Source organism: Natronocella acetinitrilica (genome assembly GCF_024170285.1).
GTDB lineage: Bacteria > Pseudomonadota > Gammaproteobacteria > Nitrococcales > Aquisalimonadaceae > Natronocella > Natronocella acetinitrilica.
In genome coordinates, this window is the sequence record NZ_JALJXV010000005.1 from 266,979 (window position 1) to 293,862 (window position 26,884).

The 26,884-nt window shown below is 62.8% G+C and carries 32 protein-coding genes; 6 read left to right on the forward strand and 26 right to left on the reverse strand.

What is annotated here, in order from left to right:
- Window positions 1-71 precede the first annotated feature (71 nt).
- The 25 genes from J2T57_RS12065 to J2T57_RS12185 form a co-directional block, all read right to left on the reverse strand.
- Complete coding sequence (locus J2T57_RS12065; protein WP_253478512.1) at window positions 72-752, reverse strand: 2'-5' RNA ligase family protein; 681 nt, start codon at window positions 750-752, stop codon at window positions 72-74.
- A complete protein-coding gene (locus J2T57_RS12070; protein WP_253478514.1) occupies window positions 727-1,698 on the reverse strand; it encodes a type II secretion system F family protein in 972 nt (323 codons plus the stop codon). The genes J2T57_RS12065 and J2T57_RS12070 overlap by 26 nt, the downstream gene beginning before the upstream one ends.
- Before the next feature lie 16 nt (window positions 1,699-1,714).
- Window positions 1,715-2,551, reverse strand: a complete 837-nt coding sequence (locus tag J2T57_RS12075; protein WP_253478517.1) for an alpha/beta hydrolase — start codon at window positions 2,549-2,551, stop codon at window positions 1,715-1,717.
- Between the two features lie 2 nt (window positions 2,552-2,553).
- Entirely contained in the window at window positions 2,554-3,243 is a 690-nt protein-coding gene (locus J2T57_RS12080) for an ABC transporter ATP-binding protein (RefSeq protein WP_253478519.1), read from the reverse strand.
- Window positions 3,243-3,992: an ABC transporter ATP-binding protein gene (locus tag J2T57_RS12085; RefSeq protein ID WP_253478522.1), complete on the reverse strand. Its 750-nt coding sequence runs from the start codon at window positions 3,990-3,992 to the stop codon at window positions 3,243-3,245. The genes J2T57_RS12080 and J2T57_RS12085 overlap by 1 nt, the downstream gene beginning before the upstream one ends.
- A complete protein-coding gene (locus J2T57_RS12090; protein WP_253478525.1) occupies window positions 3,985-4,974 on the reverse strand; it encodes a branched-chain amino acid ABC transporter permease in 990 nt (329 codons plus the stop codon). Before J2T57_RS12090 ends, J2T57_RS12085 begins: the two co-directional genes overlap by 8 nt.
- Complete coding sequence (locus J2T57_RS12095; protein ID WP_253478528.1) at window positions 4,967-5,881, reverse strand: branched-chain amino acid ABC transporter permease; 915 nt, start codon at window positions 5,879-5,881, stop codon at window positions 4,967-4,969. Before J2T57_RS12095 ends, J2T57_RS12090 begins: the two co-directional genes overlap by 8 nt.
- 61 nt (window positions 5,882-5,942) lie before the next feature.
- Window positions 5,943-7,121, reverse strand: coding sequence for an ABC transporter substrate-binding protein (locus tag J2T57_RS12100; protein ID WP_253478531.1), 1,179 nt, complete (start codon window positions 7,119-7,121; stop codon window positions 5,943-5,945).
- A gap of 124 nt (window positions 7,122-7,245) precedes the next feature.
- Window positions 7,246-7,539: a DUF5666 domain-containing protein gene (locus J2T57_RS12105; protein WP_253478534.1), complete on the reverse strand. Its 294-nt coding sequence runs from the start codon at window positions 7,537-7,539 to the stop codon at window positions 7,246-7,248.
- Window positions 7,540-7,709: 170 nt separating this feature from the next.
- Window positions 7,710-8,246, reverse strand: coding sequence for a hypothetical protein (locus J2T57_RS12110; protein ID WP_253478537.1), 537 nt, complete (start codon window positions 8,244-8,246; stop codon window positions 7,710-7,712).
- A 129-nt stretch (window positions 8,247-8,375) separates the two neighbouring features.
- A complete protein-coding gene (locus tag J2T57_RS12115; protein WP_253478539.1) occupies window positions 8,376-8,675 on the reverse strand; it encodes a hypothetical protein in 300 nt (99 codons plus the stop codon).
- 195 nt (window positions 8,676-8,870) lie between these two features.
- Window positions 8,871-9,350, reverse strand: a complete 480-nt coding sequence (locus J2T57_RS12120; RefSeq protein WP_253478542.1) for a hypothetical protein — start codon at window positions 9,348-9,350, stop codon at window positions 8,871-8,873.
- Window positions 9,343-10,680 carry a FliI/YscN family ATPase gene (locus J2T57_RS12125; protein WP_366519096.1) on the reverse strand — a complete coding sequence of 446 codons (1,338 nt, stop codon included), beginning with the start codon at window positions 10,678-10,680 and terminating at the stop codon, window positions 9,343-9,345. The genes J2T57_RS12120 and J2T57_RS12125 overlap by 8 nt, the downstream gene beginning before the upstream one ends.
- On the reverse strand, window positions 10,677-12,779 hold the full coding sequence (sctV, locus tag J2T57_RS12130; protein WP_253478545.1) for a type III secretion system export apparatus subunit SctV: 2,103 nt from the start codon (window positions 12,777-12,779) through the stop codon (window positions 10,677-10,679). Before sctV ends, J2T57_RS12125 begins: the two co-directional genes overlap by 4 nt.
- Entirely contained in the window at window positions 12,769-13,152 is a 384-nt protein-coding gene (locus tag J2T57_RS12135; RefSeq protein ID WP_253478548.1) for a hypothetical protein, read from the reverse strand. The genes sctV and J2T57_RS12135 overlap by 11 nt, the downstream gene beginning before the upstream one ends.
- A gap of 164 nt (window positions 13,153-13,316) precedes the next feature.
- On the reverse strand, window positions 13,317-14,144 hold the full coding sequence (locus J2T57_RS12140) for a hypothetical protein (RefSeq protein ID WP_253478551.1): 828 nt from the start codon (window positions 14,142-14,144) through the stop codon (window positions 13,317-13,319).
- 91 nt (window positions 14,145-14,235) lie between these two features.
- A complete protein-coding gene (locus J2T57_RS12145) occupies window positions 14,236-14,817 on the reverse strand; it encodes an HrpE/YscL family type III secretion apparatus protein (protein WP_253478554.1) in 582 nt (193 codons plus the stop codon).
- Window positions 14,774-15,469, reverse strand: coding sequence for a SctK family type III secretion system sorting platform protein (locus J2T57_RS12150; RefSeq protein WP_253478557.1), 696 nt, complete (start codon window positions 15,467-15,469; stop codon window positions 14,774-14,776). Before J2T57_RS12150 ends, J2T57_RS12145 begins: the two co-directional genes overlap by 44 nt.
- Window positions 15,438-16,226, reverse strand: a complete 789-nt coding sequence (gene sctJ / locus J2T57_RS12155; RefSeq protein WP_253478560.1) for a type III secretion system inner membrane ring lipoprotein SctJ — start codon at window positions 16,224-16,226, stop codon at window positions 15,438-15,440. Before sctJ ends, J2T57_RS12150 begins: the two co-directional genes overlap by 32 nt.
- A 23-nt stretch (window positions 16,227-16,249) precedes the next feature.
- The gene (locus J2T57_RS12160; protein ID WP_253478563.1) at window positions 16,250-16,852 is read right to left on the reverse strand and encodes a hypothetical protein; all 603 of its coding nucleotides are present in this window, start codon (window positions 16,850-16,852) and stop codon (window positions 16,250-16,252) included.
- Between the two features lie 10 nt (window positions 16,853-16,862).
- Window positions 16,863-17,111 (reverse strand): hypothetical protein, encoded by a 249-nt coding sequence (locus tag J2T57_RS12165; protein ID WP_253478566.1) that lies wholly within the window; start codon window positions 17,109-17,111, stop codon window positions 16,863-16,865.
- Window positions 17,112-17,265: 154 nt separating this feature from the next.
- Window positions 17,266-17,538, reverse strand: a complete 273-nt coding sequence (locus tag J2T57_RS12170) for a hypothetical protein (RefSeq protein ID WP_253478569.1) — start codon at window positions 17,536-17,538, stop codon at window positions 17,266-17,268.
- A gap of 42 nt (window positions 17,539-17,580) precedes the next feature.
- On the reverse strand, window positions 17,581-18,960 hold the full coding sequence (gene sctD, locus J2T57_RS12175; RefSeq protein WP_253478572.1) for a type III secretion system inner membrane ring subunit SctD: 1,380 nt from the start codon (window positions 18,958-18,960) through the stop codon (window positions 17,581-17,583).
- Window positions 18,961-18,992: 32 nt separating this feature from the next.
- Window positions 18,993-19,715, reverse strand: a complete 723-nt coding sequence (locus J2T57_RS12180; RefSeq protein WP_253478575.1) for a secretin N-terminal domain-containing protein — start codon at window positions 19,713-19,715, stop codon at window positions 18,993-18,995.
- A 235-nt stretch (window positions 19,716-19,950) separates the two neighbouring features.
- A complete protein-coding gene (locus J2T57_RS12185; protein ID WP_253478578.1) occupies window positions 19,951-20,628 on the reverse strand; it encodes a helix-turn-helix transcriptional regulator in 678 nt (225 codons plus the stop codon).
- 434 nt (window positions 20,629-21,062) lie between these two features.
- On the opposite strand from J2T57_RS12185, the gene sctQ reads away from it, so the two are divergent.
- The 6 genes from sctQ (at window position 21,063) to J2T57_RS12215 (ending at window position 25,550) form a co-directional block, all read left to right on the forward strand.
- Window positions 21,063-22,130, forward strand: coding sequence for a type III secretion system cytoplasmic ring protein SctQ (gene sctQ / locus J2T57_RS12190; RefSeq protein ID WP_253478581.1), 1,068 nt, complete (start codon window positions 21,063-21,065; stop codon window positions 22,128-22,130).
- The gene (gene sctR, locus J2T57_RS12195) at window positions 22,105-22,791 is read left to right on the forward strand and encodes a type III secretion system export apparatus subunit SctR (RefSeq protein WP_301289346.1); all 687 of its coding nucleotides are present in this window, start codon (window positions 22,105-22,107) and stop codon (window positions 22,789-22,791) included. Before sctQ ends, sctR begins: the two co-directional genes overlap by 26 nt.
- A gap of 10 nt (window positions 22,792-22,801) precedes the next feature.
- Window positions 22,802-23,065, forward strand: a complete 264-nt coding sequence (gene sctS, locus J2T57_RS12200) for a type III secretion system export apparatus subunit SctS (protein WP_253478583.1) — start codon at window positions 22,802-22,804, stop codon at window positions 23,063-23,065.
- 3 nt (window positions 23,066-23,068) lie between these two features.
- The gene (gene sctT, locus J2T57_RS12205) at window positions 23,069-23,857 is read left to right on the forward strand and encodes a type III secretion system export apparatus subunit SctT (protein ID WP_253478585.1); all 789 of its coding nucleotides are present in this window, start codon (window positions 23,069-23,071) and stop codon (window positions 23,855-23,857) included.
- Complete coding sequence (locus tag J2T57_RS12210; RefSeq protein WP_253478588.1) at window positions 23,854-24,906, forward strand: EscU/YscU/HrcU family type III secretion system export apparatus switch protein; 1,053 nt, start codon at window positions 23,854-23,856, stop codon at window positions 24,904-24,906. Before sctT ends, J2T57_RS12210 begins: the two co-directional genes overlap by 4 nt.
- 113 nt (window positions 24,907-25,019) lie before the next feature.
- The gene (locus J2T57_RS12215; RefSeq protein WP_253478591.1) at window positions 25,020-25,550 is read left to right on the forward strand and encodes a hypothetical protein; all 531 of its coding nucleotides are present in this window, start codon (window positions 25,020-25,022) and stop codon (window positions 25,548-25,550) included.
- Between the two features lie 162 nt (window positions 25,551-25,712).
- Here the strand turns inward: J2T57_RS12215 and J2T57_RS12220 are convergent, their stop codons facing one another.
- The gene (locus J2T57_RS12220) at window positions 25,713-26,792 is read right to left on the reverse strand and encodes a carboxysome shell carbonic anhydrase (RefSeq protein WP_253478593.1); all 1,080 of its coding nucleotides are present in this window, start codon (window positions 26,790-26,792) and stop codon (window positions 25,713-25,715) included.
- Window positions 26,793-26,884 lie beyond the last annotated feature (92 nt).

Sequence of the window (26,884 nt, forward strand, 5' to 3'; positions counted from 1 at the left end):
GTTTCCGAAGGCCCTTTGCCTCCGATGCACTGCACAATAGCAAAACAATTGTTGCAGTGCAACAACTCGTTTCAGAGATCAGGCAACGAGACCCGAAGTTCAGGGCGTAACGGCCCCAGGATGGTGGCGGTGTCGAAGGTCAGAAAGGACACCGCGCTCACTCGTATTTCCGCATCACACCCGCTGGAATGCAAGCCACGCAATTGCCGACGAACGCGTTGAGGCGCGTAAGCAGCGGCATACAGACCAAGAGTCAAATGCGGCTCATAGGGCACGGTGCGGTCTTCCGGGCCCAGGGCGAGTAGCACGTCGCGGAGTCGGAACAGGGCCGGTTCAGGCTGCACCTGCAGACAGGGTGCACCGGCAAGACTGATGATCCCGCCAATGCGCAGCGTGAATGGTGCAGGCCCATCTCTGGCGATGCGGTCAGCCTGAGCGCAAACGGTTGCCCAACTGACGTCACCGGATCGAGTCGGTTCATCACAGGGAAACCCCGAGGCAAACAACGTGACATGGGGCTGCCGCCGGTAACCGCTCAACAGGAAGGGCGCCAGGGCGGCGCGGCCACGGCGGAGCCTGTTGCGGACCTGGAGATGGTCCACTTCGATCGCCCATACCCCGAAACGCGGCCGACCACGATGCCAGGCCACGAAATCCCGCGCCGCATTGGCCTGAGTCCGCTTCAGGGCGAGGAAGCGCTGCCATGCCGCCTCCGCCTCGACACGCTTACCCGGCCAGGGTCGACAAGCCACGCAGGCCTCCCCCGGAGAACAGTCCGATCAACAGCAGGCAGATCACCAGGCCGTAGACGATTCTTGGCATCCAGTCGCTTAGCAGCTGCTCTCGATCCTGCCGACGCTCCCGCAGGTTGGCGGCACGGTGCATCAGCATATCCGGCAAGGCACCAGCCTGCTCCCCGGTGCCCAACAAGGCCCTGTCCTCCGACTCGATCAGACACCCCGCCCCGTTCAGGGCATCAAGCACAGAGGTACCGCGGCCACAGTCGGCAGCCGCCTGATGCAGGCGCCGTCGAAAGCCCTCTGGCACCCCATCAGCACTCATTCGAATGGCCATCTGCGGTTCGACGCCCGCTGCAAGCAAGGTACCCAGAGCACCGAAAAACCGCTCTCGGAAGACTGGTGCCGGCGGCGCCCCCAGCAGCCGTCGCACACCGGCATCGGCCGCGACACCGAGTCTCAGTACGTCCCCAAGTCGGTAAAGCACGATGACCAGACCAAGCAGTACCGCGCAGACCCGCAAGCCATAAGCCACGGCGCTGGTGACCCCGGTCACCAGCGCGGGAAGCGGCAATGCAACGGCGGCCACCAGTAGCACCAGGGCCGGGAAAAGCAGACGCGCCCGCAGGCTGCGGAGGCGCTGGACGCGGTCGTCCAGCGTGTCGGCGACCTCCTTCAAGCCAAGACCGGGTTGGCCCAGCGCCGCCATGGCGTCAACGCGATAGCGCTCGGCAGGAGACAGCAGCCCAGCCACTGCCAATGCCAGTGCCAGGTGTTGCCCGGCGGCCACCGCCCGCGAAGCACGATGGACACGCCGGGCGGCAGCCGGAGGCGCATCGACAGCCGTCATGGACAGCGCCTTGTGCGGATCGATACCGGCCTGCAACAAGCGGGCAAGGCCATGCAAGGCGCCAACGCGGTGTTCATCGGCTACGGGACGGCGGGAATCAGGAACGCTCATGGCAACGAGGATGACATCAGCGCGCGGTTCCCCCGGTGAGACGCAACACCGACGCGGCGCGATCGAACACAGCTTGGAGGACGTCAAAATGGTTCGCGCCGGGAACTTCCCAGACAGCACAGTCGCTGACCACCGGGCCGATCCGGGCGGCAAACGCCCGGGTCTGACGGCGAAACTCTTCGGACTCATCACCACCCACAACCAGCCAGGCCGGTGCTGCACTGGCCGGCATTATCCAGTGCATGGGGGAGGCGGTCCGCGCCGTCGCCTCATTCAGCCGTAGTTCCTGGTTGATGCTGGTGGCGATCAGCGGTTCGAGATCAAACACCCCGGAAATGGCCGTGACCGCCGCCAGCCTGTCAGGCCGGTCGCGGAGCAGGCGCATGGCAAGCTGTCCGCCGGCGGAGTGGCCGGAAACACTGATCCGACGAGGATCGATGCCCAGAGCACGGCGCTGATCCCAGACGAAATCCAGACATTGCAGCGCCTGCAGTTCGATCGTCGCCACCGGGACCGAGGGACAGAGATCGTAATTGGCGACCACCGTCGTCACGCCCTTTGCCACCAGCCGTCGTGCAACAAACGCGTAGTCGCGCTTGTCCTGGCTGCGCCAGTAGCCTCCATGGAAAAACAGATGCACGGGGGCATCGGCACCAGCCGCCGGATAGATGTCGAGCGCCTGATTCGGACCGTCGCCGTAGCGAATATCCGCCTCCACCTGAAGCGTTAACCGCGCCTCATCGGAAGCCGCCTGATAGGCACGAAAGCAGGCCATGGGATCGGCAACGGTGACCCGGGGGTTGTATTCCCGCTCCAGGGTTTCGGCGTCCATGGTTCGCCAGGGCTCGGCCAAAACTAGACTCCCAGGTAACGGCGCCGCAGTTCCGGCTCCGCCCGCAGGGCGCCGCTGGTGCCCTGCCAGGCAACGGCACCCTTGTGAATGATGTAATGGCGGTCGCAAAGCTCGAGCAGCGCGTCGATGTTGCGATCGATGATGAGCAGCGACTGGCCAAGACCCCGCAAGCGCTCAAGGCAACGCCAGATGTCACGCCGTACCACGGGGGCAAGCCCCTCGGTGGCCTCGTCCAGTATCAGCAGACGGGGGTTGGTCATCAGTGCCCGGCCGATGGCCAGCATCTGCTGCTCGCCACCGGACAGGGCGTTGCCCCCGTGGTCCGCCCGTTCCGCCAGGCGAGGAAACAGGGTGTAGACGGACTCCAGAGTCCAGCCCTCTCCCCGTGCTGCAGCCTGCAGGTTCTCCCGCACCGTCAGATTGGGGAAGATCTGGCGTCCCTCGGGCACCAACCCGATGCCGGCGCGGGCAATGCGGAATGCGGCACGCCCGGTGACATCGCGGCCGTCGAATTCCACCCGCCCGGCATGGGGTGGCGTCAACCCCATGATGGAGCGCACCGTGGTGGTCTTGCCCATGCCATTACGACCGAGCAGCGCCACCGCCTCGCCCTCGGCAATCTCCAGGTCGACGCCGAACAGAACCTTGCTGGTGTCGTAGGCCGTCTCCACCCCGTCCAGGCGCAACAGCATCAGGTGGACTCCTCCAGATACGCCGCCTGCACCGCAGCGTCGGCACGTATGGCCGCAGGGTCGCCACTGGCGATCACCGCTCCGTCCACCAGCACGGTGACGCGATCAGCCAGCCGGAAGACCATGTCCATGTCATGCTCCACCAGGAGCACCGCGTAGCGGCTTCGCAATCGCTCCAGCAGAGCGCCCATGGCGTCGGCCTCTGCGGCACCCATGCCGGCCATGGGTTCATCCAGCAGCAGTACCCGGGGTTCGGTGGCCAGCGCCATGGCGAGTTCGAGCTGTCGACGCTGGCCGTGGGCAAGATCCGCCGCCGGCCGGTGGGCCAGCCCTTCCAGCCCCACTTCCCGCATCAGGGCCTCGGCAGGCTTGCGCAGTGTGTCGTCATGACCGGCGCTGGCGAAAAAATGGAAGTGATGACGGGCGCGAGCCTGCACAGCCACGGCGATATTCTCCAGTACGGAGAAATCCAGGAACACCGCCGTCACCTGATAGGAACGGGCAATGCCCAGACGGGCCCGGTGGGGCATGGACAAGGCCGTGACGTCACGGCCGTCGAACACAATGCGCCCGGCGTCCGGCACTTGCTCCCCGGAGAGCTGCGCCAGCGCCGTGGTCTTGCCAGCGCCATTGGGGCCGATGACAGCGTGGATTTCCCCCTGGTAGAGGTCCAGGTCCAGATCGCGCGTCGCCACGAGGCCGCCGTAGCGCTTCTGCAGCCCCCGTGCCTGCAGCAAGGGCTCAACCATGGTGCTGCCCTCCCCGACGACCGCTGAGCGCGCCGTAGACCCCGCCGCGGAAAAACAGCACTGCCAGTATGAGGATGGGCCCGAGGACGATCTGCCAGTGGGGCGTGTAGGCCACCAGTACTTCTTCCAGCATCAGCAGAATCAACGCGCCGTAGATCGGCCCCACCAGGCTGCAAAGGCCACCCAGCAGGACAATCACCATGAGCATGCCGGACCGGGACCAGTGCATGAGCTCGGGGCTGACGAATTCGGTGTGATTGGCGATCAAAGCGCCGGCAAGCCCCACCAGTGCGCCGGAGATCACGAACACCGTGAGTTTGTAGCCGAATGGTCGGTAGCCGAGAGCACGCATTCGCTGCTCGTTCTGGCGACAGCCCTGGATGACCCGGCCGAAGCGCGAGTTGACCAGCCTCGACAACCCCCAGAGCACCACGATGAGCAGACTCATGCATACGTAATAAAAGGTGACCCGGTCTCCCAGGTCCACGCCGGCCAGGGTGTTCCGGGCCCACATGGAGAGACCGTCCTCACCACCATAGGTACTGAGGGAAATGAAGAAGTAGTAGACCAGCTGGGCGAAGGCCAGGGTGATCATGATGAAGTAGACCCCCGAGGTTCGCAGCGACAGCACTCCCACGAACAGGGCGTAGGCAGCGGCCACGGCCATGGCCAGCGGCCAAACCAGCAGCGCCTCGTTGCTGCCCGTCCATCCCGCGATGAACGGATCCATCATCATGTCGTGGGTCGACAGGATGCCCACCGTGTAGGCGCCAAGGCCGAGGAAGGCGCCGTGTCCGAAGCTGACCAGACGGCCGTATCCCATGATGAGGTCCAGAGCCATGGCGGCCAGCGCATAGATGACGGCGCGGTTCACCAGGGTAATGAGGTAGGGCTTCTCCAGCGCCATGGCGACAGGCGGCAGCAGTAGCAGACCGAGCAGGACTGCGACCGTCGCGAAGGTGGCGCGATTGGCTTCAGGCATGGGCACGGAATAGCCCCTGTGGTCGTATGGCCAGGACCGCTGCCATCACCAGGTAGATAGTCATGGCAGCCAGGGAAGATCCGACGCCATCAGCGGTGGAGGCGTCCGTCCACAGGCGCATCAAAGCCGGCAGGTACACTCGCCCCAGGGTGTCGGCGACACCGATCAGCAGGGACCCCGCCACGGCCCCGCGAATCGAACCGATGCCACCGATCACGATGACAACGAAAGTCAGGATGAGAATGTTCTCGCCCATTCCTGCCTGCACGGACATGAATGGTGCCGCCATCACGCCTGCAAGGCCGGCCATGCAGGCGCCGATCCCGAACACCAGGGTGTAGAGCAGATTGATGTTGATCCCCAGGGCGCCGATCATCTCGCGGTTGGAAGCGCCGGCGCGGATCCACATGCCCAGCCGGGTGCGCATGACCAGCCAGTAGAGCGCCACGGTCACTCCGATGCCAACCAGGATCACCAGTAGCCGAAAGCTTGGATAATCCACCCCCGGCATGATCTCGACGGTACCGGACAACCACGTGGGCGTGTCCATGCCCAGCGGCCGGCGCCCCCAGATGATCTGCACCAGCTCATTGAAGAACAGGATCATGCCGAAGGTCGCCAGCACCTGGTCCAGGTGGTCACGCAGGTAGAGGCGTCGCAGCACCAGCAGTTCCAGCAGCATGCCGGTGATACCGGCGGCTACGATGCCAGCCCCGAGAGCCAGCAGAAAACTGCCCGTCAGCGCCATCACCGTCGCACCCACGAACGCACCCACCATGAACAGCGAGCCATGGGCCAGGTTGATCAAATGCATGATGCCGAACACCAGGGTCAGCCCGGATGCCATCAGCAACAGGGTGACGCCCAGCTGGAAGCCGTTCAGCAACTGCTCTAGAAAGAACTGCATGGTATCTCTACGGCCGGCGGGCTAATGCCCCGGGGTGGCGCATCAGCCCGCATCATGGCGATCAGCGCATGGGACACTCGTCGACAAATGCGTCCTGGTGATCCCCGAACACCCGGGCAACGATCCGATTGGTCAACTCACCATCCTCGTTGCGCACCACTTCCCGGACATAGATGTCCTGGATCGGGTGATGGTTGGTGCCAAAGCGGAAGTTGCCGCGCACCGAATCGAAATCGGCGCGGCGCAGCGCCTCACGGAAAGCATCCATATCCGAGATGTCACCCTCAACGGTTGCCAGGGCACTGCCGATCAGCCTGGCGGCATCGTATCCCTGACTGGCATACAGCGTCGGCTGCCGGCCGTAACGCTCCGTATAGGCGGCAACAAAAGCCCGGTTCGCGGCGTTGTCGATGTCCGCGCTCCACTGCGAGGTGTTGTATACGCCCTCGGCAGCGCTGCCCACGGCGGACACCAGGGTGTTATCGAAGGAAAATGCGGGGCCGAACAGCGGGAACCGGTCCGACAGGCCCGCCTGATTGTACTGGCGGGTGAAGTTGACCCCCATGCCGCCAGGCAGGAAGAAGAACACCGCATCGGGTTCCGCTGCGCGGATGCTGGAGATTTCGGCGGCGAAGTCCGACTGCCCGAGCTGGGTGTAGGTCTCACCGGCCAGTTCTCCGGTGTAGTAGCGCTTGAAACCCTCCAGCGCATCGCGACCCGCCGGGTAGTTGGGCGCGAGGATGTAGACATTGTCGTAACCCTGATCGGAGACGTACTGCCCCATGGCTTCGTGGAGGTTGTCGTTCTGCCAGGCGACATTGAAGTAGTTCTCGTGACACATGCGGCCCGCGAGCTGGCTGGGGCCGGCGTTGGGGCTGACAAACATCACCCCATCGCGCATCAGACGCGGCACCAGTGCCATGGCCACATTGGAGAATATCGTGCCCGTCATCAGGCGAATCCCTTCGCTCTCCACCATGCGTGTGGCGATCTGGCGGGCCTGCTCCGGGCTGAGCCCGTCGTCTTCCACCAGCAGGTCCACGGGGATGCCACCCAGTTCACCATTACCCTCCTCAATGGCGAGCTGGAACCCATCCCGCACGTCCTCCCCCAGGTAGCCGCCGGCCGTGGAAAGCGTCGTGATCATGCCGATCTTTACAGGCTCCTGGGCAGCGACCTGCGCCCCACTCATTGCGGCCACCGCGGCAAGCGCGCACAGGGCTTTTATTGCCAGTTTCATCGGGTTCTCCTTGTAGGCGGCGTTCCACGCCGGCAGCGGCGCGTCGCCTTCAAGGCACAGATATTACCTGGGTATACGGAAAGGTCGACCCCCGAAAATTCAAGGGGTCAATGATCGACGGGGGTCAGCTGGATCGACCGCCGCACCCGCAAAGGTCGCGGTCACGCACCTGGCCTACCAGCAAAAAACGGATATTGAGAGCAACAATCTCGCCGGGCGCGGACAGATGGCCGACAACCTCCACGGCGTCCCCTGCCTGGACTCGCGCAGGAATGTCGGACAGGCCACTGACATCGCCGAGCAGAATGGTTTTCGAATCCGCTAACACCCGGAGCCCCTTGAGCCGCAGTTCGATCTGATGCTCACCGAGACTCCTCGGCCTGGCTTGGCATTCACCCTTGACTTGTACCCTGATCACGGTTGCGTCCACTCAACGGCAATCCATACGCACCCTTTTCAGCCTAGACGCTTCACTACAAAATCGCTACATCGTCGGCATTTGGAAAGCAATTCGCGAACGAATATCCATTCAAACATGGGCTTCAGGAAGCGCTGAAGTCGTCACACCCTGCTGATTATCCCCATGTTCTAGTGCGACCGGAAAACCGCACCAAACGCAGCCCACCGCTGCAGCGGCCGATAGCGGAAACGTGCTGCAATGGAAAGTACATACTTGGCCACTGCGCGTCCAGGCGAATCATGCGGAGCCGTCGGCATCAGCCAGTCACAGAGGTCGGGATCGAGGCCACAGGCGATCAAGTCCGAGCGTATCCCGCTAACCGTGGCCGCCCCGTCCTCGATCAACATGCCGATGCATGAGCGCACCTGGGGAATCGACCATTCATCCAGATAGACATAACGACGCGCTTGCGCCCTGGCGGTGAGCCGAATCACCGCGCTCAACCGGTCACGCCTGCCGGGGGCATCAACCAGATTGTTGCGCAGGGCCTGCTCACGACGCACCGCCATGGTCGCCGCCCCCAGTATGCGCGGCCGGCGGCCACCGATCTCGGGCATAGCGGCTTGCGACGCCTGCCAGGCAGCCCATTCAGCCTGCACATCTGCAACGTCTCTGCCTTCCAGGGCCTGCTCCCGCCGCACAGTCTGTTCCTGTACACTCATCATCGCTCCTCCCGCAGACTCTCAGATACCGAGTCGTTGTCGACTCTGCGGAATATGCTCGCCGCCAAAACCGGCGCTGGACAATCGTCCTCACGCACTAGCCGAAAGGCATAGCCCGCAAGGTTGAGGACATCAGGCGACGGGCACCATGCCGATACGCCGCTTCCAGTCCACTGCCTCCGACGCTCGCGTCGGCCTCACCATGACGGAATGGGCGTAGATCACGCCGGGGGCCTCAAGCCGCCCATCCACATCGAAGACATCGCCGACCCGCACCCGCAACAGCAGCGCATCAATGGAATTCACGAGGCCGTCCAGTGCGGTATCACCATCGGTGAGTACCCGCAAACCCTTCAGGCGAAGCTCCAGCCCGCCATCGCACCACACCAATGGCCGGGCAACGAGTTCGCTTTTCAATCGCACATGGATCACTGACTGCCTCCGTCCTGGTAACGCGTGTTCGCGTCAGGGACAACCTGTGAGCGCGAGCGCCGCCAGCCAGCGGTGACACGGCACGACAGGTTGTCCACCCCGTGGATTTACCTCGTCTCACAACTGGACGATAGCAATGCAAATTGACGGGTAAAATAGCGCCGAAGTCTTAAGCCTGGCTGCCGAATGAGCGCCTCATGTAGACCCCGGACGACGGCAGGAACTCTCGCAATCCTCGGCGATTTCCTTTTCTTCTGCTGCTGCCCGGTACCGCTCCTGATCCTGCCGGGCCTGGTCATGCATTTCGTCGACTTTCTCCCGCCGACGCAGCGCATTACGACTGAGACGATCAGCAGTCTGGAGCTCGCGCTCGGCTGACTTCAGCGCTGCCCTGGCCTTGCCAAGCGCCTGTCTGACCGCAGCCTCCCGGGCGCTCAGTCTTGCCCGCTGCTGGCTCTCGAGCTGCAATTCAGCCGCAGAGCGCATAGTGCTCTGTGCCACCCATTGTTCCAGTCCTTGTCGCTCCTCAAGTACCGCTTCGAGTTGTCCACGCAGTTGCCGGTAGGTGGATTGGCACGCCGCATGACGTCGCCCGGCCAGCTGTCGGGCCACGCGGGCCTGGCTCTCGCGCAAGGCGCGGATCGAGCGCATCTGGCGGAGTACCGCCTCATCCATGGTCGAGCAGCGCACGCAGGCTGGCGACGGTGTGGGCGAGACCGACTTTCTCTGCGGAATCCTGTCGCAACAACCGGGTCAGGGGCTCATGGATGGCAACGGCCTGGTCAACGTCCTCATCGGCACCCTTGCGGTACTCGCCCATGCGCAGCAGCAATTCGACCTCCTTGTGTCTGGCAAGCAGGCGGCGAAGCCTCCCGGCATCGTCCAGATGGGTCTGATCGGCCACGGACTCCATCAGCCGGCTACGGCTCTCGAGGATGTCGATTGCCGGATAGTGGTTGGCACTGGCGAGTTCCCGGCTGAGAACCAGATGGCCGTCAATCAGCGAGCGGACCTCGTCAGCCACGGGCTCGGTCATGTCGTCGCCCTCTACAAGCACCGTGTAAAGCGCGGTGATGGCACCCTCGCCGGTTACCCCGGTGCGCTCCACCAGGCGTGGCAGTTCGGCGAACACCGACGCAGGGAAACCGCGCCGCGTCGGTGGCTCCCCCGCAGCCAAACCGATCTCGCGCAACGCCCTGGCAAAGCGGGTGACGGAATCCATGAGCAACATCACGTGCCGCCCCTGGTCCCGGAAGTACTCGGCAATGGCGGTTGCGACATGAGCGGCTCGCACGCGCTGCAGTGCCGGGCGATCCGAGGTCGCCACCACCAGTACCGTGCGCTGGCGAACCGCAGGCGGCAGGCTGCGCTCGACAAAGTCGCGCACCTCACGGCCACGTTCGCCAATCAGGGCAACCACGTTGACGTCTACCTCGGCGTTCCGCGCCAGCATGCCCAGCAGAGAGCTCTTGCCCACGCCGGCGGCCGCAAAGACACCGACCCGCTGCCCCACGCCCAGGGTGGTAAACCCGTCGATGGCCCGCACTCCGGTGGAAAACACCGTGTCGATAGGTGGACGTTGCAGCGGGTCCGGCGGATCCGCCATCACGGAACGCAGTGTGCCTGGCTGGCTACTCCGGGAGCCGTCCAGCGGCCGACCAAGGCCATCCAGCACCTGGCCCAGCAGTTCGTCCCCCATGGCAACCTGGTGGGTCCGTCGTAGCGGCAGCACTTCCGTGTCCGGCGACAGCCCGTCAATCGGGTCCAGTGGGCTGAGAATGGCTCGATCTCTTCCGAAACCAATGACTTCAGCCTGTATCAAGGCCTGCCGACCGTGCCTCGGGCGCAGTTCGCAGATTTCCCCGATCCCGACCCTTGGAACCCGGGCATGCAAGGCGTTGCCCGTGACTTCAAGTAGCCGTCCATAACGCGTCACCGGATCATGCTCCGCCAGGCGCTGCCTGACGGAATCGAGCACGGGCTGGTAGAGATTGCCGGCGTTCACTGGCCACCACCTCCCGAATCAGACTCCGTGGCTTCGACGCGGGGTGTGAGCCCCACGCGTTCCAGCGGACGAATCTGTACCTCGTCACTCAGATCCTCGAATGACAACACCGGCGTGCGAGGCAGGTCGCGGCGCACTGCCTCGCGCAACGGCTGACGAAACTCGCCAGACACCAGGATGACCACCTTGCCCCGTTCCCGAGAGGCCGCCTTGACCGCCTGCTCGAGATTGCTCATCAGTGCCTGCCTCTGGGCTGCGGTGACCTCTCCCGAATGCAGCCGACGCGCCACATCCTCGGCGTCAGGGGCCAGCATTACGGCCATCAGGATGCCGTCCTGGGAGAATCGATGGCTGATCTGACGCTTGAGCGCACGACGGCAATGCTCGGAGAGGAACGAGGGTTCCTTCGATTCCTGGATGAACTTGAGCATGGTCTCGAGAATGATGGCGAGATTGCGGATCGGCACCTGTTCCGCCAGCAGGCGCTTGAGCGTCTCGGCAAGAATCGGCAACGGAATGGTGGCCGCGGCCTCCTTGGATAGCTCCACTGCGTCCGGGATCATCCCGTCCAGCAGCTTCTTGGCCTCCTGAATGCCCATGAGTTCGCTGGCATGAACCTCCAGAATGACCGACAGATGCCGGGCCAGCACCTGGGAATGCGTCAGGTAAGGCTGATCCTTCTCGATCAGCAGGGCACGGTCGGTCTCCCGGACCCAGCAGTACTCCTGGTTCGGCGTTTGCTGCTCGACCGGTTCGATCCCCAGTGCACGGATGGCGGATGGCGGGCGAGCGACCATCAGGCAACCAGGCCGCAATTCACCACGCCCGACGGGCACCTCATGCACGCTGATGGTGTACTGGTACTCGCCGAGACCGTCCACGTAGCGCAGCTGCGCGCCTGCGCCGGGCACCCCCATTTCCATGTACAGGCGGCGTCGCATACCGGCAAAGGCATCGTTCAACGCAGCATGGTCAAGCCGCGCCTGGAGATTCGCGTCCAGCGTCACGAGCAATGCCGAGGCCCGGGGCAGCTCCCGCGGCGACTTCTCGTCCGGGTCATCGGCCTGCCCGGCCCTGGCGCTCAATGCATCAAGGAAGGCACCTTCATCATCGCGATCCCGTCGGGCAACCCGATGCAGGACCAGGCCAACCAGACCCAGCAGGGCCCCCAGGGTCACAAAGACCAGTGTGGGAAAACCGGGCACGAGACTAAAACCGAACAGCAGGCCCGAGGCGATCATCAGCGCCATGGGCTGAGCAAAGATCTGACGACCGATGTCTTCGCCCAGGTTCGTACTGTCGCTGGTGGCGACCCGGGTAACGATAATGCCGGCGGTCATGGCGATAAGCAGGGCCGGAATCTGTGCCACCAGTCCGTCACCGACGGTCAGCACGGTATACACCTGCACCGCCTCGCCAGTGCTGAGGCCATGCTGCAGGGCGCCCACGCTGATCCCGCCGATGATGTTGATGAGGGTAATGAAGATCCCGGCGATGGCATCACCCTTGACGAACTTCATGGCGCCATCCAGGGAGCCGTAGAGCTGGCTCTCCTTTTCCAGGCGCTTGCGTCGCTGGCGAGCCTGATCCAGATCGATGACTCCGGCCCGCATGTCACCATCGATGCTCATCTGCTTGCCCGGCAGGGCGTCAAGGGAGAATCGGGCGCTGACCTCGGCCACCCGTTCCGCGCCCTTGGTGACCACGATGAACTGCACCACGGTGATGATCAGAAAGATCACCAGCCCCACGATGACGTTGCCGCCCACGACGAAATTGCCAAAGGTATCCACCACCTGACCGGCATCGGCCTGCAGGAGAATAAGCCGGGTCGTGGTAATGGACAGAGCCAACCGGAACAGTGTTGTCAGCAGCAGCACCGCCGGGAACGACGAGAACGCCAGTGGTGAGGGAATGTAGATCGCCACCATGATCAGCACCGCGGACACGGCCAGATTCAGCGCGATCAGGGTGTCCACCAACGTGGTGGGCATGGGCAGGATGATCATGCTCACGGTGAGCACGAGCAGGAGAGCCAGCACGGCGTCGTTGCGCTTTAACGCCGACTGCACCAGGGGTTCGACACGATCAAGCGACATGGCCACGCCCCACATCAGTGATGTCGTTCTTCTGACCAACGCCCCGGCAAGGCAGGTGCTGATCGATACCAGTCATGCGCAACTGTCTGCAGACAAGGCTTCCGGGCTCCATCACGAGGAACCGCGGCGTTGTTGTTCGCACCGTGCCGAACTGAAGAAGCACACTCAGGCCGGCGGCGCAGATGACCTCCGGTTTGCGAAGATCGATGACGATCTCTCCTGCCGACTCCGACAACCGTTGCCCAAGCAGGCCGCCCAGGGCAACGGCCTGCTCATGGGTTCGAAGGGTGCGGCACTCGACAACGATCGTGTCACCCCGACGGTCCCAGACAACCGCATGATCCGTTTCGTCCATGGCCGCTGAATCCTGCATGAGCTGCCCCCTACGTGACCTCCAACACACAGTTCACGAGCCTAGGCCGGCAGGCGGGGGAAGGGTATAGAGCGTAAGGTTTAGTGCGAATGGCAGAGACGGTGGCGGCAGGCATGAACGCGCACAACGCCTGACAACGTCGTGCGCGCATGTGGAACCGGAGATCAGCTGTTGGCGTTAACCCCCTGGAAGTTCATCATCTGTGGCAGGAGCGCCATCATGGCCATCAGGGAGAGCATGTTCTGGTCAACACCCTGGCTGTCACCGGACAGCCAGTCGAAGCAACTGCTGATGCCGCAGTTCCCGGCCTCAACGCCATCCATGGCCTGCTCCAGCAACTGGCCCGCCATGCCGAGCAGTGCAGTCGCCATGCCGAGCTGCATCATGGTGTCGTAGTCCACATCCGCCGGATCGGATTGATCGTTGTCGGCGGCGGGCAGGATTTCGTAACCGGCGTCGGCAGCCTGACTCCCGCACGCTTCGGCGGGCTTCTCGGCACTTGCATGGTGTCCCCAGTCACGGGTTTTCACGTCCAGCGTCTCCACCGCCTTGCCGCAGTCGTCGAGCCGATTGAGTTGCAGCCCCTCCATCCAGGGCCGGAGGTCATCGGTTGCCTTGGCGGAGATCTCGTAATCCTGGCCACCAGACGTGAACGCCAGGGTCGAACCATCGGCAATGTTGTCGCCGTTGCGGGAGACATGACCATCCGGACTCTCGTGCAACACATCCATGTCGCGAGTGATGTGCAGTTTCGAGCCATCGTCGAGATGCACGGTCGCGCTGCGGAAACCCACGTCCAGCACACTATCGCCCTTGTCGTTGGCAATACTCAGGTTGCCCTTCGAGCTGTTGCTGACGTCCAGTATGGGATCAGCCTGTGGCTGCATCGCCACGCCGGGGAATCCGCCACCTGCGCGTGCCTGGGCGCTGAGGTTGGCGGCGACACCGCTCAGAGCGGCCTGCGCCAGGGGCATGAAGTTGATATCACTCATTGTCTACCTCCAGTTTTCTACTCATGCTGACCCGTCATCCGATGACGGGCGGTGACCGCTGTCCAGCCGCAACAGAGCGGCTGTGCAGCATTCAGGGAGACGCACCGGCTATAGCCTCTATCCAGGCGTCAAGGTCGCACTCGGCAACACCCAGCGGACCCTCCAGGCGAACCTGGTTGGGGCCCAGGCTCTTGTCCGGACGAAACCGGACTTCTTCCCGATCCTCGGTCAGGCGGACAATTGCAGCGCGATTGTCTGGATGCGCATGAAGCGTGACGCGCTGATCCTCCGCCAACTCGTGGATCAGGGCACTCACCACTTCCGCGAGACGCGACTCCGCGGGCATCTCCGAGGTCAGGGTTCGTACCGCCTCGGCCACCAGGGCCTTTACCGACTGTTCCAGTTCGTAGAGCTGGCGTATGGCGGTCTCGCTGTAGCCGAGCATGCGCTTTGCGGCCTCACGCTCGCCCTTGCGGGTGCCCCGCCGCACGGCGGACGCACGGGTACGCTCGTATTCCCGGCTGATCCGCTGGCGCACCCGCTGAACCAGCTGGCCGACCTCGGCGCGCATGGCGTCCGCCTCGACCCATTGGGCGTACTCCTCTCGCCGAACGATGCGCTGTCCGGGCTCAGGCGTCAGCTTGAGCGTTTCCCTCACCGACATTGCGGTCATGATCGTCTCCACTTCGCAGGATCAGTTGCGTCATTCGCCGGGCACGCCGGGCATCGAGGCTGCTCCGCCGGAATAGCAGTCCCTCGCTCCAGTCTCGTGGCAGCTTGAGCAGAATTCGGTGGTAGATCGCCTGTGGCATATCGGCGCATGCCGACCGCAGCAAGGTCATGCCATTGATCGGCGCCTGCCTGACAACAGCGTCGGCAGAATCGGCAGACGCTTCGGCGACACACAACTCGACGGCAATGGCCCGCCCCTCACGCAAACCGAAGGCATGCACCTGCTGCCCCAGCCCCTGCGCCAGCACCCGTACAGATGGGCCATCCACCAGCGCCGGCAGGGCATGGGCACAGGGCACAATACCGAGCTTGAGCACCAACTCACGCAGTCCAGTGGAGGGAAGCAATCCGATCCTGAGCGGGTCGTCCGCTTCGTTCCAGAGGGTTGCGCCGGCGAGACCGAACTGCCTGATCAACTGGCGCGACAGCCAGGGGCGTGCCCGCTGGCTGCGCTGCATCCGGGCCATGAGTGGCCCGAGCCCCAGGGTCTCGAACCAACTCCGGTCGATGTACTCGGCAGGACGGAAATTGAACTGACAGGTATTGCAGACCTGATCAGCATCAGGCCGCGCGATGGCCATGCTGTTCTTCATGGGCCGCCTCCTGCGTCGCCAGGGCCGTTGTTGCCGACATCGATCCGCGTCTGAGTCGCTGACCGAGCCAATAGAAAGCACCACCCCCGACGATGGCAACGACGCTCATCAGGGATAACCACATCGGTCCGCCAACCGATGCAGCCGCGACGGGCGCTGCCTCAGTCCTGGTAGTCGCCAGCTCCTGGGCGGGCAACAGCACCATGGTGATCCCCTCATAGGACAGGCCCTCGATACTCTTCTGGACGAGGAGCTGGATGTCCGAGCGAACCGCCTGCATGTCGACATCCGGGTGGTACTTGATCAACACGGCAGCCGATGAGGGCCTGGCGTCCTCGGCGAAGGGATTGTTATCCGGCATGACCAAATGCACGCGAGCGGTGATAACGCCATCGATACGGGAAATTGTCTCCGCCACACTCTGGGACAGGGCGTACACGTACCGGGCACGCTCTTCCATCGGAGATGACAACAACCCGCTTTTCTCGAACACCTGCCCGACGTCGGCAAAGCGCTCCCTGGGATAGCCCTGCTCACGCAGCACCCGGACGGCATTGGCGAACTCTCCACGCTCCACGGAGAGCTCATAGCCATCATCGCCACCGGAGCGCTTGGAAGCTGCGATACCGTGGCCGTCCAGCACGGCGATCATTTCATTGACCTGTCGCTCGTCCAGATCCTTGTAGGCCACTTCCTGACAGGCCGTGAGCATCAGCAGCAACAGAACGGAGATGAACAGACGGTTGAATCCAGACATATGCGCTCGCCCAGTGCCTGCAATTACTGACCGCGGATGATCTTGGCCACCGAGTCAGTCGCCTTGAAGGCAACGTTTCGCGTGATGCTCGAGTTGGTGATGGCTGCCATCGCCTCAAGCTGGTTGGCCGCGAGTTCACCCCTGGTCGCGATGGCCGACTCCATCATCGACGCATACGTTGCAAGGGCGTGCTCACTGAAATCCTGAACGCGCTCCACCGGGCCGTGTTGCTGACTCGGCCGCCAGTCGGCCAGGGACTGCAGCGAATGACCGCTCCGCTCAGTCATCTCGGCCAGTGGGCTGAAATCCGTGACACGATCCACTGTGGAAGAGCGTCGCGTCTCCAGGTCACTGAGCGCAGCGAAGACACGATCGGCGACATCTGGCCGGGCCGGTGCCTCCAGTTGCTCGACCTCGCTCAGGACCAGGCGAAACCGCGCCGCATCGGCATCGCTGGGCTTGGTGACGTCTCCGGCGCCCGGCGCCTGCGCCGACTGCCCGGCCGTCCCGCCCTCGATGGTAGGCAGTTGCATCCCGCCAGTAGCCTGAATCTCCATGCGCTCCTCCTGTTCCATGCGGAGAAAGCCCGGCTGGCCACCCACGTGACCAGCCGGGATGTCGACCACTTCAACGTGATCAGGCCACCTGCTGGAAGCCCTGGGACGACTGCGACGCAGACTGGAAGGCCGCACTCGTAATGTTTTCCAAGACGTTGATCGCAGCCAGGGCAGCTTCACCCTGGTTCTGGATCTCCGACATCTTGGCCTTGTGGGCGACGGTCTCGGCGATCGAGTTGGAGGTGTGGTTCTCCAGCCAATCGAACATCTGACCCTGACTGCCACCGAGGCCAGACGCCGCACCAGTTACTGCTCCGAACAGATCCATTGGATAGTCCTCCTATTTCCCAGTGGTCCGGGGCACATGCCCCTCTCGCTGTCTCTGCCCCAATGCTCGTCCGCGGGAGACGCAGGCAGAGATCCGAAATGCCGGCCGCACAAACGTTCTGCGATCGGCGCTTTTCCCCGCGAACAACTCGAAATCAGGCGACGCGCTCTCCCGGAAACTCACGACCGTGGATCCGCGACCAGATAATGGGCATCAGGTCGCGCGCCGCGGTCAGCGCGTCGAGTGTCGCCTTGAGCGTGCGACCGCGAACCAGATCGGTCTCGCGATCCATCTGTTCTTCCAGCTGATCGCAGTATCGGTCGATTTCCGCCAGCATCTCGCTGGTAACAGCCCCGTTTTCGTCGCTGCGCACACGCGCCGCCATTTCCTGCAGATCGCCGGTTCCCGAAAAGCCCATGTCGCTCATGATCGCTCCCTCTCATACCGGGCCACGCGTAGCACGCGGCCGTCAGTTGCCATACTCGTAGACGAACTCATGCCCCTGCTTGGCGACCACCACTGCATCTTCGCCAATGCTGCGGATCACGTAGCCGCCGGGAAGATCGCTGCCTTCCATGAAGCGGCGCCCGTCCGCACCGAGAATGTAAGGAATGGGGCCATGACTGACGGTGCGGATATCCAGGCCAAGCACATCGCGGCTGGATCGCACGCGAGAGGTCAGCGAGACGCCGTCGGGTTTCTTACTTTCGAACGATGCGGCAATGGATCGCCACTGCTGCAGTGCGCCGTCGCCAACGATTCCCACGGCCTGCAGTGAAGCGCTATCCGTGACCTCCAGCGCAATGTCGCTGGCAAGGCCAGCTTCATCCAGCGCACTCTCCAGATCCTCGCGAAGCTGTTCCATGGTCACGATGCGCCCTTCCCGCACCTCACGCACCGCCGGGAGATCGCGCTTCAGGACGGTGAGATAACGTTCCAGGTCCGCTGCAGAGCCGGCGAAGCCACTCACCTCAAAACGCCGGCCGTCGAGGGGCGTGACTTGAAGGGCGGGCGCACCCAGACGTTCCAGCAGTGTCTCTGCCCGACCGGCGATGTCGTCGGCATTCGTCACCCGCAACCGGGTCGCCGTCTCGAGGGAACTGGCGAACCGGCGCAGCGACTGGTAAGCGTCGCCATCGGCGATGAGACCCGACACATGCAGCACACCGTCTTCCCGCTGCACCTCAAGGGAGTCCAGACCATGCTCATCAAGCCAGGTAACGGCACGGCTGTAGTCGCGATCAAGGCTGTCGGAATCTGCGGCGCCGGCAGACATGCTTGTGAAGAGGAAAACGGACCACCCCAGCACGATGGCCACGCCGGCACTGAACATGATCGCCGACCCGATGTAGCGCGCCGATGAGGGCTCCGAATCAGCAACGCCCCCCACCGCAGAGCCGCTCCATAGCACCCCCAGGCGTTGCCCGATTTCCCGATCGAGTCGCTGCAGCGCCGGAAAGCGGGCAGCCAGCACTCCAGGGAGCAGGTTGGGTGCCGCGGTGGGCGGAGGTGATCCGCCATCGGCCGGAGAGTCGACCGCTGCAACGAGACGCAGCGACACCGTGCCCACATCCAGCTGATCACCGACACCGAGGGGATCAGACAACTCGGCATCGGACAGGTAATCACCATTGGACCGAACCGGCCCCTCCAGGGCGGTAGCAGTGATCACCGAACCGGCTACGCGAAGTTTTGCGTGCCTCGGCGCAATACCGCTATCCATGAGCACGACATCGCACTCCGTGGCGCTACCGATCAGGTGCTCTCCATCGTCGAGCGGAACAAGCGCACCCTGATGCATGCCCTGGGCAACATGAAGGCGCAGTTGGGATCGCGAGCTATCGGTCATGCCACTCTCCTGATGAATCCTGCAGCCAAGCGCTATCGGACTTCACGGCCCTGCGGCAGATCAACGCTGATCTGCGACGCCTCGTGGGACTGGGCGCTACCGCGAATCATTTCGTCGCCGGCTCCGTTCGCCTCACTGACTCCGTGTCTCGGCACCTGCACCACATTGGCTTCCACCGAGGCCGGGGGCGTGAACGAACTGATGTGGGTCTGGCCGTGTTCGTCCACCCACTGATAGACACTGTCGAATTTCTGACCGCGGCCATCGACAACCTGGGCGAGTTCGCTGATCCGTTCCACGTAACGCTCCGGCCCACTCACCACGACAACGCCGGCCCCTTCCATGGCACCCCAGTGAAATCGCTCATCGAACACGCCCATCTGCTCGAGTTTTGCCCGAAACGCACTGACGGGAACGGAGTTCAGCTCGATCGTCCGCGTCACTGCGCTCTCCACCGGCTCCACATAGAGCACATGGCCATCGAAGTGCCATTGCAGGTTGTAGGCCTCGACCAGTGTTTCGAAGACGTCCACGGCGCGCATCTGCTGAAATCGGGCGTTGACCGTGTCGGTCGCCGCAGGGTCCACCGACACAGGGATGCCCTCGCGCGTCGCGAGATCGCGGATCACTTCATTCACGGGTTGATCGGACAGGTACAGCGAATAGTCTCGATCGGACCAGGCTGGATCAGCCTGGGCTGTGCCGGCCACGATTCCGAAGGTCAGCCCCATCAGGTACCCGGTAGCGCGCTTCATCGTATCCTCCTGGTGACACGTCGCTGGCGGCAGTGCCGAAATCAGCGGTTGTTTCGTGTTTTCGACCGTAGTTGCAGACTAATCAGCAACCGTCGCCAGGAAAATACAACGGATGTCTAATCCATTCGGATGAGGCGGGTTATTTCTTAGAACGGAAGGATTAATTGCAAAAAAAAAGCGCCACAAAGTAGCGCTGACTCCGAGGAGAGGAGTTCAAGTCAATATCACACGTAATTCAGCCGACGTGGCGTCGAAGGTCGACGTATTTCGGAACGGTTGGAACGGTTTCCGGAGGCTCGAGGGCAAACTTCTCCGCCAGAATTGCAGCCTGTGTCCGATTGGCGACACCCAGAACACGAAAAATAGACATGCAGTGGATTTTGACTGTGCCCTCGGAGAGATCAAGACGGCGCGCAATTTCCTTGTTGGACTTGCCTTCCCGCACCAGGAACAGCACATCCAGTTGCCTTGGCGTGAGTCGATAGCCATGGGCCTCGGGCGGCTCGGGCTCGATGGTTGGCCAACCCCTCGACGCAGCCGACTGTTGCAAAGCCTCCCCGGCGGCATCGCCAGCCTGCTCCTGCACGAACTCCGACAGCAATCCGAGTACGGTGCGTTGCGCCGTATCGACGTCGCTGCTGACGTCGAACAGCACCACCACGGTCACATGGTCATACTGCTCACGCAGCACCTGAACATGGTAGAGGTCCCGCAACTGCGTGGATTGCAGACATGCAATGAGCAGGCGAATGTCGGGGTGCGCATCAAGGATAGCCATGGCGTCGTCCATGGACTCCAGTTCAACGACCGTTCCACTGGGGACGCCTGATGGCAGGAGATCAGCGGCCCCGGCGGCCAACTGATCCTGGAAACCTACGACAAGTGCCCTTTGCCCGTCGTGTCTCCTTGACATGATTCCCTCCGTTTTGGTCCGAGCCATTGGCGGCGTAGTGCTTCCGGATCCCCACCCTATTGTTTCGATCGAGTCAGTCAGAACTGCGGGCCTGGAGCCGTTGCGAGCCTGGCCCAGCGCCGTCTTGTGGTATGGAGCCTCAGCTTCTGCCAGCGTCCAGCCTGTGTCATTACCTCATAAGTAATAAGCATAGTACTACATAACAAGTTGGTGCGCCCCCGCATTCAAAGTCAAGGCCCTTCATCCCCTGCCGTGGCTATGCCCGAGCATGAATTGAACCTCAATTCATACCTTAATTGGAAATAGCCGAATTCAGAAATTTGAAATTGGAATACGAAAGGCATATGCCATTCGTTAAGCCCTCTTGACCTGACAATAGCGCTTCCAAAAACTGGTCTCAGCCGACTGGAATTTCATTAATGGAAGTTTGCTCAATGGACATTGAAACCGGTTTCTCATGGATCGGATTGGCAGAACGATTGGCCATTCTGGACCGCATCGACGACTGGCTACCGATGCAAGCGCGCCTGGCCTCGATACTTGCCCTGCGCCTGCCCATCCAGACGGGCGTCCTGGGGCGTAATCTGCGCCTCGCGTTCGAGCCGCACCCCGTTGGCGACGACGATGTGTGGCACGGCTCTGCGACACTGGTTGGCGACGGAGGCGCCGCCGAGATCCTCTTTACCCGACGTGCGCTCCACGCACTCGATCCGCAGTGCGTTACCCCGGATGTGTTTGCGAGTCTGAGCCCGGCCCTGCGCACGGGCGCACTGCTGGCCGCCCTGGACACGGTACTGGATTGCCTCGAGAAAGCCACGGGGCACGGCTTCACCCTGCGTGACGTCACGATCCACCGCTGGCCACAGGATCCCGGCCCCCTGCAAGTAACCCTGCGGGACGAGGTGGGCGAGAACCTGGGGGCGCTTGCCATCCGGACGACGCCGGCCGGCATCGGGATGCTCGAACGATTGATCGGGGCACTTCCCAGGATGACGCGTCACCACTTCCGCGATCTGCCCTTGGTGCTGTGGACCGGACTTGTACCAATGGCAGTGACCGCCGACGAACTGCGCTCATTGCGCACGGGTGACGTAGTCAGACCGGGAATCAGCAAGGAATCAGGCAACTTCACGGTGCACATGGGGCGGCGGCGCATCGGCACCGCCAGCGCCCGCCGCAATTCCAACGTTCAAATGGAGACCCTGAATATGAGTCAGGCACCCGAGGGACCCACCACCGAGGCAGATCAGGCGGACACGTTCCGCCCCGAGGATGTAGAGATCGAGCTGCGCTTCGATGTCGGCCGCATCAACACCACGCTGGCAACCCTGCAGCAATTGCAGCCAGGTTATGTGTTCCGCGTACACGACTCCGGCACACAACGCATTTCCATTCGCGCCAACGGCGCGCTGATTGGTCGCGGCGAACTTGTCGCGATTGGCGATGAACTGGGTATCCGCCTGCTGGAGCTGTTCGATGGAAGTCGCCGAGACGGTCACTAACCTGCTGGACCAGCTGCCCGGCACGGGCAGCTTCATCGCCATGGCCGTGGTACTCGGCCTGGGACCCATCCTCGCGGTCATCATCACCTCGTTTCTCAAGATCTCGGTGGTGATCATGCTGCTGCGCAACGCGCTCGGCCTGCAGGACGTGCCGTCGAACCTGGCGATCAACAGTCTCGCGCTGATCCTGTCCATGTACATCATGGCGCCGGTGGGCTGGGATATCGCCCAGCGACTCAGCGAGCCCGAGGTTGACCTGGGCGACATAACGAACACCGAGACACAGGAGGCGATCGGCGACAGTCTGGAGGCGATACGCGGTTTCCTGGAGCGCAACGCCCGCGACCAGCACAAGGAGTTTTTCGCGACGTCGGCTCGCAAGCTCTGGGGAGACGAACTCGGGGTTGATGTGCAACCCGACGATCTGATGGTGCTGATCCCCGCCTTCACCACCAGCGAACTCTCCGCCGCCTTCGAGGTAGCGTTCCTGCTTTACCTGCCGTTCATCGCCATCGACCTGATCGTAGCCAACATTCTGCTTGCTCTGGGCATGATCATGCTCTCGCCGCTGACCATTTCGCTCCCATTCAAGCTGCTGTTGTTCGTGGTGGTGGACGGCTGGACCCGACTGCTGCAGAGCCTGATTCTCAGCTACTCATAGGAGTGCGCTCATGCTATCCGTTGAAATTGGCTATCACCTGGGTCGCACGGCACTGCTTGTGCTGATGCTATCGCTGCCAGCGGTTGGTGTCGGCGCATTGGTGGGGCTTTTGGTCGGTCTTTTTCAGGGCCTCACCCAGATCCAGGATCAGACCATCTCGTTCGCCCTGCGCATGCTGGCGACAACGGTCACGCTGATCATGGTGGGCCCCTGGATGGCCAGGGAACTCACCAATTTCGCGGCGGAGATGTTTCGGCTCATGGAACAGGTGTAGTCCATGGCTGGGGCCGATATTTCGCCCGAGCAGGTGCTGTATGCGGCCATCGTCACGCTGCCGCGGATCTTCGTCGCCATGACCGTGCTGCCGTTCCTATCGCCGCAGATCGTGACCGGTACCGTTCGAGGGCTGCTCGGCTTCGCGCTGGTGCTCATCGTCATGCCGTTGACCTACCTCCGCCTCGACGGCCTGACCCTGCAGCCCACCCTGCTGCTTTTCCTGATACCCAAGGAAATCCTGATCGGGCTGGTGCTTGGATTCATCACGGCGATTCCGTTCTGGGTGGCGGCGGGCCTGGGCCGACTCCTGGACGTGCAGCGCGGTTCCATGACGGCGACGATGTTCACACCCTTGTATCAGGATGCTGTCTCGCCCCTCGGCACGTTGTTCGTTCAGGCCCTCACGGTGCTCTTCTTCACCACCGCAGGTGTGCATCTGTTCCTGACAGCGCTGTACGAGAGCTACCTGATCTGGCCTGTCCATCACGTCGGACCCGGCTTCGCCGCCGGCGGCGCCGACCTGGTGGCAGCCCTGTTTCAGAGTGTCTTCTACTGGATTGCCGTACTGGCGGCACCGATGATCATCCTGGTGTTGCTGATCGACCTGCTGATGGGGGTGCTCAACCGGTTCGTGCCGGAAATCAATGTGTTCTTCCTGGCATTTCCGTTCAAGGCCTGCATCGTGCTGTTCGTGCTGGTGGTCTACGCGGACACGCTGATGGGCGCGTTCGCGCGGGAGTGGATTACTCACCCGAACTGGTTTTCGCCGCTACAGCAGATTCTGCGATGAGCGAGGACAAGAGCCAGAAAACGGAGAAGCCCACACCCCACAAACTGCGCAAGGCGCGGGAACAGGGGCAGGTCCCGAAAAGCAAGGAGATCGTGTCCGCCGCGAGCCTCATCATCACACTCGGGGTCACCCTCGCACTTGCCGGCTGGATGGCACAGCAGGTGCTGGCGCTCGCCGGAGCGTTGGTGGACAACATTGATGCGCCATTGGACGAGACTCTGGGCGACGCACTGCAGCTAACCTGGCGCACCGTAATCACCGCCTGCCTGCCGGTGATTGTCACTGCGCTCGCCGTCGGCATCGTGGCCAACGTTGCCCAGTTTGGCGTCATCTTCTCGGCGGAGCCGATCAAGCCCAAGCTGCAGAAGATCAACCCGGTGGAAGGCGCCAAGAAAATCTTCTCGCGTCGCAAGCTGCTGGAGACCCTGAAGGCGATCCTCAAGATCATCGTCATCGCCCTGGTGGCGGTGCTGGTCGTTCGCGACCATCTGCAGGACCTGCTCTACATCAACCACTGCGGGCTGGAATGCGCCTACGGCGTGGCCGGCACGATCGTGGTCAAGGTCATCGGCGCAGTCATCCCCCTGTTCATCATACTCGCGGCCATTGACTACGCCTTTCAGCGGGCGGAATTCATGCGCGAGCAGCGGATGAGCAAACAGGAGGTCAAGCGGGAGTTCAAGGACACGCAGGGCAACCCGGAGGTCAAGCAAGAGCGCAAGTCCCGCCAGCGTGAGCAGATCGAAGGGGATGTTCGCCAAAGCATGATCGACGCGACTGTCGTGGTGACAGACGGGCGCGCCCTGCTGGCGATCAAGTTCGATGAGAAGGACACACCCGTCCCCATGGTGACGGTGCGGGAGTCCGGCAAGCGGGCCATGCAGGCGAAACAGGTGGCGGAACGGCACGAGCGGCCGATCATCGAGGATGCGGAGACCACGGCGCTGCTCATGCGTGAGTGCAAGCGGGGCGCACCGGTACCGCGCAAGGCGTTCGACGCCGTAGCCGGCCTGATCGTGCAGGCCCGGCGCATGCAGCAGCAGGGATAGCCCTGGTGGGTCGCGACGGCGCCGGGTTCTACACCGTCCGTTGAATGGCCAGCAGACAATCGTCGTGAAACCCTCGTCACTGCTACCAATGTGTCACAGACAAGGAGGATGTCATGCCCGAACTCTCGCAACTGGCCGGTTCCGTAGGTGTGCAGCACAACAGCGCCGGGCGCGCGCTCAATTTGGGCCTGCACGGCAATTTCAACCGCGGCGCCGACGATTTCAGCCTGGAGATGCGGGTGGAATCCGCCCCGCAGGACGGCAACGTGGTGGAGACCACCCACACCGCCACCAACCCTATTAACGGTGAGCCGGTCGAGCTGCCGCATATCTACCGGGAGACCGAGGACAACACCAAGGTGGGCGCCGCCGGCCATGCGGAATTCCAGGCTGCGGAAACCGGCCTGGCGACCCCCGGCATTCAAACCGTCACGCCGTCACTGAATGCCGGCGCTGCCGCCAACCTGACCACGGGCGAGTCGATCGTGGGCGCTGAAGTGCAGCTCACCACCGATGGCGGCCTGACGGGCCGCGCGGGCGTTACAACGCACCCCGAGACCGGAGCTGCCGCCCTTGGTCCCGAGCTGAGCCTGAGCCCGGACAGCTCCGACGCCTTCCTGCAGCGTTTGTTTGGCGGCGTCTAGTGTCAGCGGCTGCAAGAATCCTCCGCGGCCACTTTCTGACTGATATGGTCGCGGAGACTGCCAACCGCGCTCTGCACATCTGCCCCGCGAGCTGGGAGGAATTCAAACGCCGCTGGCACAGCCGAGGAATAATTCGTCAACAAAGCTTTGGGCAACACTCGCCTATGCGTGTCCGGACAGGCGAGGAGAATCCTGCTGGTCAAGAATTTCGAGCCGTCCGCTGTCAGGATGAAAGATGGCCGAACGCAGATGCATGCGTTCGGCCAGCCACGGCTCTTCCTCACGCACCAGTCGGGCCGCGAAATCAGCTAGAAAAGCAGATTTCAGCGCTGCCCTGGTGGCATCGAACTCGCCAGCGCCCACGGGCATGGAAGCCAGAAGAAAAAAGCCGTCGTCAGGTATCCGTCCACGCTCCATGTTGCTGCGGATAATCGTCGCTGCCGTGCTGATCGGATGGGACAGATCTGGGTCGTAGGGCCCCACGAGCAGTGCGGTATTGGGCAGGCGCAGAAAATCGAAGCCCCGCCCCACGCCAATCATCCACTCACAGTGTTCTCGATCCAGGTCGCGCTGTTGCTGACGGATCTCGGCGATGTGAGCGACGTTATTGAACAGCAAAGGAAGCAAGTCCCGTTGAATACTCTGCGGCATGTCCGGCAACAGGCGCTGCAGGCTGTCCTGCAAACTCCCAAAGCCATCCGCACCGACAGCCGCCAGATCGAGGCAATCGCCACCGGGAGCGTGCAGAATCAGTGCGTCCTCATCGGTTTCGAAGCCACAAACCAGCGGGTAAACCCGCTCACCGGCGCGACCGAACGCTGACAGGGCCTGCCTACGGAGACCTTCTGCATGCCGCATGGCGGCAGCGCGATCACAATGAAAACCGGCACAGCCTCGAGACCGTGACCCCCTGGAGAAGTGATAGGTCAGCAGCAGCAGCACCCGGCGGCCTTGCGCACCCGCGGCATCGACGCGGTCGGCAAGCAGTTCCGACAAGTACGGCCAGCCCAGATCAAAGATGCCGCCCAGATTGCGGAACGAAACAAAACGGTCCGGCAGGGTGCCCGTCGCACTGGGCAGGTGCAGACGACCATCCATGCACTCGAGGCTGGCCAACACTGTGCTTCCGACAGTGCCGCCGGCATCGCCTGACCGCCCCGCCGCGATCTGGTCGGCATACTGTTGCGCCTGGGAGAATATCCAGGCTATCCGGTCTTCGATGGGGCGGAATCGCATGTCCATGGGGACTGTCTGGGACCTCTGCTGTGGATGCCACACAGAGAGTGTACCCCAGGGGTCAATCCGGCCGAGGCCTTGCGACCCGGAAGTGCGCT

Bases quoted from the DNA above. Each gene is read 5' to 3' on its own strand.
- sctD (WP_253478572.1), bottom strand. From the start codon at position 18,960: ATGACCGATAGCTCGCGATCCCAACTGCGCCTTCATGTTGCCCAGGGC.
- J2T57_RS12120 (WP_253478542.1), bottom strand. From the start codon at position 9,350: ATGGATGAGGCGGTACTCCGCCAGATGCGCTCGATCCGCGCCTTGCGC.
- J2T57_RS12185 (WP_253478578.1), bottom strand. From the start codon at position 20,628: ATGTCAAGGAGACACGACGGGCAAAGGGCACTTGTCGTAGGTTTCCAG.
- sctT (WP_253478585.1), top strand. From the start codon at position 23,069: ATGGCTGGGGCCGATATTTCGCCCGAGCAGGTGCTGTATGCGGCCATC.
- sctR (WP_301289346.1), top strand. From the start codon at position 22,105: ATGGAAGTCGCCGAGACGGTCACTAACCTGCTGGACCAGCTGCCCGGC.
- sctV (WP_253478545.1), bottom strand. From the start codon at position 12,779: ATGTCGCTTGATCGTGTCGAACCCCTGGTGCAGTCGGCGTTAAAGCGC.
- J2T57_RS12090 (WP_253478525.1), bottom strand. From the start codon at position 4,974: ATGCCTGAAGCCAATCGCGCCACCTTCGCGACGGTCGCAGTCCTGCTC.
- J2T57_RS12220 (WP_253478593.1), bottom strand. From the start codon at position 26,792: ATGGACATGCGATTCCGCCCCATCGAAGACCGGATAGCCTGGATATTC.
- J2T57_RS12100 (WP_253478531.1), bottom strand. From the start codon at position 7,121: ATGAAACTGGCAATAAAAGCCCTGTGCGCGCTTGCCGCGGTGGCCGCA.
- sctQ (WP_253478581.1), top strand. From the start codon at position 21,063: ATGGACATTGAAACCGGTTTCTCATGGATCGGATTGGCAGAACGATTG.
- J2T57_RS12150 (WP_253478557.1), bottom strand. From the start codon at position 15,469: ATGAAGAACAGCATGGCCATCGCGCGGCCTGATGCTGATCAGGTCTGC.
- J2T57_RS12210 (WP_253478588.1), top strand. From the start codon at position 23,854: ATGAGCGAGGACAAGAGCCAGAAAACGGAGAAGCCCACACCCCACAAA.
- J2T57_RS12070 (WP_253478514.1), bottom strand. From the start codon at position 1,698: ATGAGCGTTCCTGATTCCCGCCGTCCCGTAGCCGATGAACACCGCGTT.
- J2T57_RS12085 (WP_253478522.1), bottom strand. From the start codon at position 3,992: ATGGTTGAGCCCTTGCTGCAGGCACGGGGGCTGCAGAAGCGCTACGGC.
- J2T57_RS12140 (WP_253478551.1), bottom strand. From the start codon at position 14,144: ATGAGTGATATCAACTTCATGCCCCTGGCGCAGGCCGCTCTGAGCGGT.
- J2T57_RS12080 (WP_253478519.1), bottom strand. From the start codon at position 3,243: ATGCTGTTGCGCCTGGACGGGGTGGAGACGGCCTACGACACCAGCAAG.
- J2T57_RS12215 (WP_253478591.1), top strand. From the start codon at position 25,020: ATGCCCGAACTCTCGCAACTGGCCGGTTCCGTAGGTGTGCAGCACAAC.
- J2T57_RS12180 (WP_253478575.1), bottom strand. From the start codon at position 19,715: ATGAAGCGCGCTACCGGGTACCTGATGGGGCTGACCTTCGGAATCGTG.
- J2T57_RS12095 (WP_253478528.1), bottom strand. From the start codon at position 5,881: ATGCAGTTCTTTCTAGAGCAGTTGCTGAACGGCTTCCAGCTGGGCGTC.
- J2T57_RS12165 (WP_253478566.1), bottom strand. From the start codon at position 17,111: ATGGATCTGTTCGGAGCAGTAACTGGTGCGGCGTCTGGCCTCGGTGGC.
- J2T57_RS12170 (WP_253478569.1), bottom strand. From the start codon at position 17,538: ATGAGCGACATGGGCTTTTCGGGAACCGGCGATCTGCAGGAAATGGCG.
- J2T57_RS12135 (WP_253478548.1), bottom strand. From the start codon at position 13,152: ATGCAGGATTCAGCGGCCATGGACGAAACGGATCATGCGGTTGTCTGG.
- sctJ (WP_253478560.1), bottom strand. From the start codon at position 16,226: ATGTCTGGATTCAACCGTCTGTTCATCTCCGTTCTGTTGCTGCTGATG.
- J2T57_RS12145 (WP_253478554.1), bottom strand. From the start codon at position 14,817: ATGACCGCAATGTCGGTGAGGGAAACGCTCAAGCTGACGCCTGAGCCC.
- J2T57_RS12110 (WP_253478537.1), bottom strand. From the start codon at position 8,246: ATGATGAGTGTACAGGAACAGACTGTGCGGCGGGAGCAGGCCCTGGAA.
- sctS (WP_253478583.1), top strand. From the start codon at position 22,802: ATGCTATCCGTTGAAATTGGCTATCACCTGGGTCGCACGGCACTGCTT.